Source organism: Entomomonas moraniae (genome assembly GCF_003991975.1).
In the GTDB taxonomy this organism is placed as follows: domain Bacteria; phylum Pseudomonadota; class Gammaproteobacteria; order Pseudomonadales; family Pseudomonadaceae; genus Entomomonas; species Entomomonas moraniae.
The window spans coordinates 2,902,864-2,912,056 of sequence record NZ_CP029822.1 but is presented as its reverse complement, the minus strand read 5'-3'; the positions used below and the strand labels follow the sequence as shown (position 1 = coordinate 2,912,056).

Annotated in this window: 8 protein-coding genes and 1 tRNA gene; 2 read left to right on the top strand and 7 right to left on the bottom strand. The window is 37.1% G+C overall.

Annotation, left to right across the window (positions count from 1 at the left end; genetic code table 11):
- The first annotated feature begins 68 nt into the window (after positions 1-68).
- Positions 69-1,451 carry a transglycosylase SLT domain-containing protein gene (locus tag DM558_RS13605; RefSeq protein ID WP_127164458.1) on the top strand — a complete coding sequence of 461 codons (1,383 nt, stop codon included), beginning with the start codon at positions 69-71 and terminating at the stop codon, positions 1,449-1,451.
- 66 nt (positions 1,452-1,517) lie between these two features.
- On the opposite strand, the gene DM558_RS13600 is transcribed toward DM558_RS13605, so the two are convergent.
- The 3 genes from DM558_RS13600 to DM558_RS13590 all read right to left on the bottom strand — a co-directional run bounded on the left by DM558_RS13600 (position 1,518) and on the right by DM558_RS13590 (position 4,749).
- The gene (locus DM558_RS13600; RefSeq protein ID WP_323368261.1) at positions 1,518-2,738 is read right to left on the bottom strand and encodes an RtcB family protein; all 1,221 of its coding nucleotides are present in this window, start codon (positions 2,736-2,738) and stop codon (positions 1,518-1,520) included.
- 52 nt (positions 2,739-2,790) lie between these two features.
- Positions 2,791-4,368, bottom strand: a complete 1,578-nt coding sequence (locus DM558_RS16080; RefSeq protein WP_228411760.1) for a slipin family protein — start codon at positions 4,366-4,368, stop codon at positions 2,791-2,793.
- A gap of 308 nt (positions 4,369-4,676) precedes the next feature.
- Positions 4,677-4,749 (bottom strand) — tRNA-Arg (locus DM558_RS13590).
- Positions 4,750-5,039: 290 nt separating this feature from the next.
- On the opposite strand from DM558_RS13590, the gene rtcR reads away from it, so the two are divergent.
- Complete coding sequence (gene rtcR, locus DM558_RS13585) at positions 5,040-6,656, top strand: RNA repair transcriptional activator RtcR (RefSeq protein WP_127164457.1); 1,617 nt, start codon at positions 5,040-5,042, stop codon at positions 6,654-6,656.
- A 44-nt stretch (positions 6,657-6,700) separates the two neighbouring features.
- On the opposite strand, the gene rplQ is transcribed toward rtcR, so the two are convergent.
- The 4 genes from rplQ to rpsK are packed head-to-tail and all read right to left on the bottom strand — an operon-like array spanning position 6,701 to position 9,186.
- The gene (gene rplQ, locus DM558_RS13580) at positions 6,701-7,099 is read right to left on the bottom strand and encodes a 50S ribosomal protein L17 (RefSeq protein ID WP_109704021.1); all 399 of its coding nucleotides are present in this window, start codon (positions 7,097-7,099) and stop codon (positions 6,701-6,703) included.
- A 41-nt stretch (positions 7,100-7,140) separates the two neighbouring features.
- On the bottom strand, positions 7,141-8,139 hold the full coding sequence (locus DM558_RS13575; protein ID WP_109704022.1) for a DNA-directed RNA polymerase subunit alpha: 999 nt from the start codon (positions 8,137-8,139) through the stop codon (positions 7,141-7,143).
- A gap of 22 nt (positions 8,140-8,161) precedes the next feature.
- The gene (gene rpsD, locus DM558_RS13570) at positions 8,162-8,782 is read right to left on the bottom strand and encodes a 30S ribosomal protein S4 (protein ID WP_109704023.1); all 621 of its coding nucleotides are present in this window, start codon (positions 8,780-8,782) and stop codon (positions 8,162-8,164) included.
- A gap of 14 nt (positions 8,783-8,796) precedes the next feature.
- On the bottom strand, positions 8,797-9,186 hold the full coding sequence (gene rpsK, locus DM558_RS13565) for a 30S ribosomal protein S11 (protein ID WP_109704024.1): 390 nt from the start codon (positions 9,184-9,186) through the stop codon (positions 8,797-8,799).
- Between the last annotated feature and the right edge of the window lie 7 nt (positions 9,187-9,193).

Below are 9,193 nucleotides of genomic sequence, written 5' to 3'. Positions count from 1 at the left end.
AAGTTCTTGACCTAACAACAAACCTTTTCTAGAATTCACCCTTTCAGTATAGGGATGATAGGGTAGAAGTGGGTCAATTTAACTTTCATAAGATAAATATACGGCGTAATATTGTATTACTAGTAAGCTCATTGCTAGCTTTTATGCTTATTGCAGGCTGTAGCTCACAGAACACTAATGTTAATGATGATAACGCAGTATATGTCGCTAAAGATAAGCATATCATTCTAAAGTCTGGTCGAGTTATTCAACAAGAATATTATGGTGATGATATTTGGGAACGAATGAGAAATGGTTTCCAACTACAAGCAGAGTACCTAAATACCAATAATAATCGCATTCGACAGCAACAAACCTATTTAACAAGAAATCCCCAATCAACTGAACAACTACTTGCCAAAGGTAGCCCCTATTTACATTATATTCTTGAGCAACTGGAAGCTCGGAATATGCCCTCTGAGCTAGCGTTATTACCCGCCATTGAAAGTGGATACAATCCCACAGCCTACTCCAACATGAAAGCGGCTGGACTATGGCAATTTATGCCCAGAACAGGAACACACTTTAATCTACAACAAACACGTTGGTACGATGGCCGACTTGATATTATTGCATCAACCAATGCCGCGTTAGATTATCTACAATATTTACATAATATGTTTGGTGATTGGCCTCTGGCACTCGCTGCATATAACTCTGGGGAAGGTACTGTTAGACGCGCCATAGAACAAAACCAAAAACAAAACTTACCTACCGATTACTGGAACTTATCTTTACCGACTGAAACCATTAACTATGTTCCAAAACTTTTAGCTTTATCCAACATTGTTAATGCACCTTCTGTCCATAGGGTCAAAATAGCCCATATACCTAATAAACCTTACTTTGAAAAAATCGAAATTAATCATCAAGTAAAATTAGAAACTGTTGCCTCCATGCTTTCGCTTAATAAAAATGAATTAAGCTCTTTAAATGCGGGTTTAAAAGCACAAGCCGTGATTAATAATGAATGCCCCAAACAATTATTAATACCAGCACATAAGGCAGAGAGATTTAATTCATTATTAGCTTCTGGTAGTATACCAAACGAAACTATCTCCACATGGAACACTTACAATATTAAACCAGGAGATACATTAAGCAAGATTGCTGTTCGCCATAACACAACGGTTAACGAATTAAGAAACATCAACAAATTAGCCAATAATCAAGCACTAAAGAAAGGGCAAAGTATAAAAGTTCCTACACTTGCTAATTCAAGCACACCAAGACCTCTAAAAACTGTTGTATTAAAAAATCGCAATAAATACACGATTCAAGAAGGCGATAACCTTTGGGCTATCTCTCAGAAGAACAATATAAAACTTGAAAGATTATTAGAACTTAATAAATTAAGTAAAAATGCATCTATCAGACCAGGGCAACAACTCTACATTTCAGATAGAAATTAAGTAGTTGTATCATTAATAGGTGATTATAAAACATCACCTATTAAATCAACCTCTGTAAAATAATATTCATCCCTTAACACAAACAATTTGTGTTAACTGATGAACAATTTCAACCAGCTCTTTCTGAGCTAACATTACTGCATCAATATCTTTATAAGCCATTGGAATTTCATCAATCACATTAGCATCTTTTCGACACTCCACATGCGCAGTAGCTTTAATCTGATCTTCAACAGTAAATCTTTTTTTAGCTTCCGTTCTTGTCATTACACGTCCTGCACCATGAGAGCAAGAACAGAAACTTTCTTCATTTCCTAAACCACGAACAATATAGCTTCTTGCCCCCATCGATCCTGGAATAATTCCAAATTCACCTTTACGTGCAGATACAGCTCCTTTTCGGGTAATAAATATATTCTCACCAAAATGGTGCTCTTTTTGCACATAATTATGGTGACAATTTACAGCCAATAAATGAGTTGAAAATGGTTTAGTAATCACTTTATGCATAGCCATAATCACATTATGCATCATTGCTTCACGATTTAACCTCGCAAACTCTTGAGCCCAATGCACTGCCTCTATATAATCATCAAAATGCTCTGTCCCCTCTACCAGATAAGCCAAATCTTTATTAGGTAAATTAATAAAGTGTCTTTCCATATCTTTTTTAGCTAACTCAATGAAAAAACTACCAATCGCATTACCTACACCACGAGAACCACTATGTAACATAATCCAAACACGATCGGCTTCATCCAAACAGATTTCTATAAAATGGTTACCTGTTCCCAATGTTCCTAAATGGCGATAGTTATTTGTTTTCAAAAATTGTGGGTACTTTTGGGTTAACTTTTCGAAGCCTGGCAATAACTGACGCCAATATTCATCAATAATCGTAGGTGGTGTTTCCCAACTCCCTTTATCACGTCTTCCTTTCATAGGCGATAAGCCATGAGGAACAGCCTTCTCAATTGCTAATCGTAAAGGATGCAAATTATCAGGCAAATCGTTCGCCATTAAAGAAGTTTGCACAGCAATCATACCACAACCAATATCAACCCCCACCGCAGCGGGAATAATCGCTGACTTCGTTGGAATCACACTTCCAATAGTAGAACCTTTACCCACATGCACATCCGGCATTACAGCAATATGCTTAAAAATAAAAGGTAATGTGGCTGTTTTAAGTAGTTGATCCTTTGCTCCATCATCAACAGGCACTCCTTTTGTCCACATTTTTACAGGTCTACTAGTTTCAGTTTTTAATACGTTAAAATCCATCATTTATTTTTCCTCATTCGTCTATGATTAGTGATTTTACAACCATAGACTTTTACTATCCTTTAGGTTGAATATTGATCAAGCCATGCAATACTTGATCTAAACCACCCACTACAGAAATTTTATCAATTCGCTCGGCTATGCGCTCCAATGTTTCCATTTCTTTTAACCGCAAAGCAACAGGGTTATTCTCCATTACTTTTGCTGTATTAAGTAATGAACGTGTCGCAGAGGTTTCTTCACGGCGACGTATTACGTTTGCTTGTGCCGCTTTTTCAGCCTCAACGACTTGTGATAGGATAGCTTTCATATCTCCAGGCAAAATAATATCTCTCACTCCCAAAGAAACTGTTTGCACCCCATACCCCACCATTTTTTGTTTAATATGCGTACTCACAACCTCATCAATAATATTTTTATTTTCTAATAACTCATCCAACGTTCGTGTACCAATGGCTTCTCGCAATCCAAATTGTAACTCACGATACAATAATTCTTTTGGACTAGCTACTTTTTCAAAAGCGACGAGTACATCACTATAGTGCCAGTTAGCCACTAAATTAACTCTTAAGTTGACTTTGTCTTTGGTTAAAATTTCTTGTCCTGCCACTTCTAACATCTGCAATCGTGTATCAACAATTTCAACACTCACTTCACGGTTAAAACGCCAATAAGCGGTAATTCCAGCCTCTAATAGCTGTTCAACTTTACCATTAACCCTAAGTACTCCAACATGGTAAGCAGGAATTTGAGCAATCAACACACTGCTATCTCCCACCACCTCTTTTTTCCTCAAGGCAGGTTGTAACAACTGCTCAACCATTTCATCTGACAATGTGTAACCTTCATCTAGATTAATCGTTACCATGTACTGCTTACGATTATTCTTCCAATACAAGCGTCGAGTACCTGGCGGTAAAATTTCTATCAATAAATCGTCTTCATAGCGCAACCCTACTTGATTGGCAGAGACCTCCATCTGTAAACAAAACTCTTTCATTTGCTCTGGCACAACTTGCTCTATGGCATCAGCTAATACCTCTTCGATATTACTCTTTACTAGGCTATGTTTACCCACCAATATTTCATGCTCAAAGCGGCAATAACCAATTGTTGAGGCCGGTTTAATAATGCTGGCCAATTGGTTATCTACAAATAAAGCACCTACTTGTTCGTGAGTCAAATGATCAAGCGTCAATTGATCAATACCTACTATGTTTTTATTACTAGTTTTAGCCTTAATCAACTCCAATACAATCTCTTCTGGTATCGTATAACCTTTATCTAACACTATTCTTTTGAATGCTTGTTCTTTATATCCTCTCCAGTACAAATTTTTGGTTTGAGGTAAAAGTACTTCAACTATTTTTTGCTCTTCATAACGAAGCACAATCTCATTTTTTTCAAGTACAACGACTGTACAATGCTTTACAATAATTTCTGGGTAAAAGCTAATTAGTAAATCTGCCGTTTTTGTTGCAACCTTAGTGACATTCAAATCAATGACTTGATGGCTTAAGGTATTTAATAAATCAATAAAGCGGTAATGACCGGCTTCTAGAGCTTTTTGAATCTCACCATTTTTATATAAAACAGCCAATTCACCTTTTTTTACTTTAATAATTTTTATCATCTTCATTCCTTTTTAAGAATCAATCAGCAATCTTGTTATACATGACTATCAACGGGTTAAGTAACGAAGCATTAGGGGAAAGTTAGAACTTAATAAATCTATTCATCTGGTTATTAAAAAGCAATAGCCTGATTTATACCTCTATTTATATTCAATCTTTTGCCTAGCACCCAGTTTTTCTCTAAGCTAAATACACTCAGTTAATCGGTAAATAATCATGGATAATAATCAATATCTAAACTGCCTATTGCTTATTATCAAGCATCAATCACTGACTGACTTTATATCATTACTATATTTACTTCATATTTTTGAAATAGGAGTCGAACCTATGACAAATCGAGTCGAAATCGATTGCTCCACCAATTGAGCTATTCAAAACGTTTTAACAAACGTACCTAACACAGAGCTAGGAATACAGTGTTAAAAATCACATTACCTAATAAGCATATGATTTAAACTGCACCCAACGGTTAAAAAACAGAAATCTCGTTCAGGCATATCTATTATTGCGAAACGCATGCCAACCTTGTAAAACCCCTCTATATATTTATAACTAATTGAATAAAATTAACTTATATAAATAGTTTTATTAAACACAACAAATATGGTCATCATTTATCTACCAATAAGTTATAATTATTTATATATAATTTATAATTCGATATAAAATGAAAAAGAATATTATTTTTGGCTTTCTAGGCAATATACTCGATGCTAGAGGAAAAGGAAGTAAACGCTGGCTACACTGGCGCCCTTCTATTGATATCTGTGCACATACAGAATTACCTATATCACGTTTTGAACTGCTCATCTATAAGGGGGATAGAGAGCTAGCGGAACAAATAGCAGACGATATTAAAATACTATCACCCTGCACACAGGTAAATATTTTTGAAATAGATATACTAGATCCATGGGATTTTGAGCAAGTTTATACGGCGCTATGGGATATTGCAAAACACTATTCTTTCAATACCGACTCTGAAAACTACTACCTTCATATCACAACAGGAACGCATGTCGCACAAATTTGCTGGTTTCTATTAGCCGAGTCACGCTTTTATCCAAGCAAACTATTACAAACCTCTCCACCCAATAAAAAAGATAAAAATTCAAAATTAGATCATGGTACTGGAAGGCCTACTCATACTGATCTAGTTCTTGGCAAACTAGCCATCATCGACTTGGATTTGAGCTGCTATGATAAAATATTATCTCGCTTTCAGCTTTACACTCAGCAAGCAACTGAATTACTGAAGTCGGGTATCCCCACTCGCAACCAACAATTCAATAAAATTATTGCAGAAATTGAACAAGTCGCAAGTGACTCCCACGCCCCAATCTTATTGAATGGTGCAACGGGATCAGGAAAATCTTTTTTAGCAAAACAAATCTATTTATTAAAATATAATAGCCATCAAATATCTGGGCAATTTGTAGAAATCAATTGTGCCACAATCCGTGGAGATACTGCTATGTCCACACTATTTGGACATGCAAAAGGAGCCTTCACCGGAGCCAATAGCCAACGAATAGGCCTCCTAAAAAGCGCCGATGGCGGGCTTTTATTTTTGGACGAGATCGGTGAACTAGGACTAGACGAGCAAGCGATGCTGTTAAAAGCGATTGAAGAGAAAATATTTTATCCCTTTGGTTCTGACATGCCTATAAAAAGTAATTTCCAGCTTATTGCAGGAACCAATAAAGACTTAAATAAAGCTATCTCTGCAGGCAAATTTAGAGAAGATCTATATGAACGAATTAATATATGGCACTATGAACTACCCAGCTTAGCTGAGCGTAAAGAAGATATTGAACCTAATATTGAGTACGAGCTTATTCAGTATGCAAAAGAATACGGTCAACTCCCTCGATTTAATGCAGATTCTCGTAAAAATTACTTAGATTTTGCTATATCAAATGAAGCAATTTGGAAAGGAAATTTTAGAGAGTTAAATGCCTCTATCACACGAATGGCTACTTTAGCTCCCCAATGTAACATAGCCCTTGAGCAAGTCACACAAGAGATCAATCGATTAAGAAAAAACTGGTGCACACCTAATACCTCCAACACCCTTATTAGTGAGCCTATTGATGAATTTGATCGTTATCAATTAGAACAAGTTATCAAGATATGCCAACAAAGTACGAGCCTATCAGAAGCGGGGCGTAAATTATTTGCTGTTTCACGTTTAAACAAACAATGCAACAATGATGCTGACAGATTAAAAAAATACTTAGCAAAATTTGATCTTAACTGGGAAAGAATAAAAAACGACAAATAAAAAAGCCAAGCATAATGCTTGGCTTTTTAACTTTAGATTAATGCTTACTCAGCACTATCGCCAGCTTCAACTGTACCTTTTTTCAAAGGACGATCAACCAACTCTACATAAGCCATTGGAGCATTATCGCCTTGACGGAATCCACATTTTAAAATACGGATATAACCACCAGGACGTTTAGCATAACGCTTGCCCAACTCATTAAAAAGAATACCTACAGCTTCTTTAGAACGAGTACGATCAAATGCTAAACGACGATTAGCAACACTGTCTACTTTAGCTAAAGTAATTAGAGGCTCAGCAACACGACGCAACTCTTTAGCTTTAGGTAATGTAGTTTTAATTAATTCATGCTCAAACAACGATACAGCCATGTTTTGAAACATAGCCTTACGATGAGAGCTAGTACGGTTTAAATGGCGACCACTTTTACGATGACGCATGGGTTTAATTCCTTACCAAATTTACTCGGTGGTAATAACAATCAGCCAAACGACCGATCATCCTTCTTAATACTTGCCGGAGGCCAATTATCTAGGCGCATACCTAGTGAAAGACCACGAGAAGCTAAAACATCTTTAATTTCTGTTAAAGATTTTTTACCTAAATTCGGCGTTTTTAATAATTCTACTTCGGTGCGCTGAATTAAATCACCGATATAGTAGATATTTTCTGCTTTTAAACAATTAGCAGAACGTACAGTTAACTCTAAATCATCAACAGGACGAAGTAGAATAGGATCAATTTCATCCTCTGGCTCATCAATAACTGTTTCAATCTCACTTTGTAAATCAACAAAGGCAGCTAACTGATGTTGAAGGATTGTAGCAGCACGGCGAATAGCTTCCTCAGGATCAAGGGTACCATTCGTTTCAAGATCAAGAACTAATTTATCCAAGTTTGTACGCTGTTCTACACGAGCATTTTCAACAACATAAGAAACACGACGAACAGGACTAAATGTAGCATCTAACTGCAAACGGCCAATAGCTCTTGTTTCATCACTAGAAACACGAGTATCAGCAGGCACATAGCCACGACCACGAGCAATCTTCAACTTCATATTCAATGCGCCTTTATTAGATAAATGCGCAATCACATGATCCAGATTAACAATCTCAACATCATGCTCTAACTGAATATCTGCCGCTGTCACAACACCTTCACCCTTTTTAGAGAGGGTTAAAGTTACTTCATCACGACCATGTAATTTTACTGCTAACCCTTTTAGGTTCAACAATATTTCAATTACATCCTCTTGCACACCTTCAATTGTGCTGTACTCATGAAGTACACCATCAATTTCAACCTCAATTACTGCACAGCCAGGCATAGAGGATAACAGGATACGACGTAATGCGTTACCTAGTGTGTGACCAAACCCGCGCTCAAGAGGCTCTAAGGTGATCTTAGCGCGAGTAGTACTGATATCCTCGACATCAATATGTCGAGGTGTCAGAAAATCATTTAGCATACTATGCATGTTAGCACCTTTAATCTAGCAATTACTTGGAGTAAAGCTCAACAATCAGGTTTTCATTGATGTCAGCTGGTAAATCGCTACGCTCAGGAATGCTTTTAAACACACCTTCTTTCTTATTAGAATCTACTTCAACCCATGCTACAAAACCACGAGAAGAATTTAACTCTAATGATTGAGCAATACGTAGTTGATTTTTAGATTTTTCACGCACAGCAACAACATCACCGGCCTTTACTTGATAAGATGGAATATTAACTACTTGACCATTTACAGTAATAGACTTATGAGAAACTAGCTGACGTGCTTCTGCACGAGTAGCACCAAATCCCATACGGAATACAACGTTATCTAATCTGCACTCAAGAATTTGCAATAAGTTTTCACCAGTTGCACCTTTACGACGCGCAGCTTCTTTATAATAACCACTGAATTGACGCTCTAATACACCATAAATACGGCGTACTTTTTGCTTTTCACGAAGTTGTAAACCGTAGTCAGACAAACGTCCGCGACGCTGTCCATGTTGACCTGGTGCAGTCTCCATATTGCATTTTGATTCTAATGCACGTGAACCACTTTTTAAGAAAAGATCTGTACCTTCACGACGAGACAGTTTACATTTGGGACCAATATAACGAGCCATTTTTCACTGCCTCCTTAAACGCGACGTTTCTTAGGTGGACGACATCCATTATGTGGAATAGGCGTCACATCTGTAATGCTAGCAATCTTATAACCACAAGCGTTAAGTGCACGAACAGCAGACTCACGACCTGGGCCAGGACCTTTAACATTAACTTCAAGATTTTTTAAACCATACTCTAACGCAGCTTGGCCAGCGCGTTCTGCTGCAACTTGTGCAGCAAATGGAGTACTTTTACGAGAACCACGGAACCCTGAACCACCAGCAGTAGCCCATGAAAGAGCATTGCCTTGGCGATCAGTAATAGTTACGATGGTATTATTAAAAGATGCATGGATATGGGCGATGCCATCAACCACCGTCTTTTTGACTTTTTTACGAGTACGAGCAGCAGGTTTTGCCATAATAATT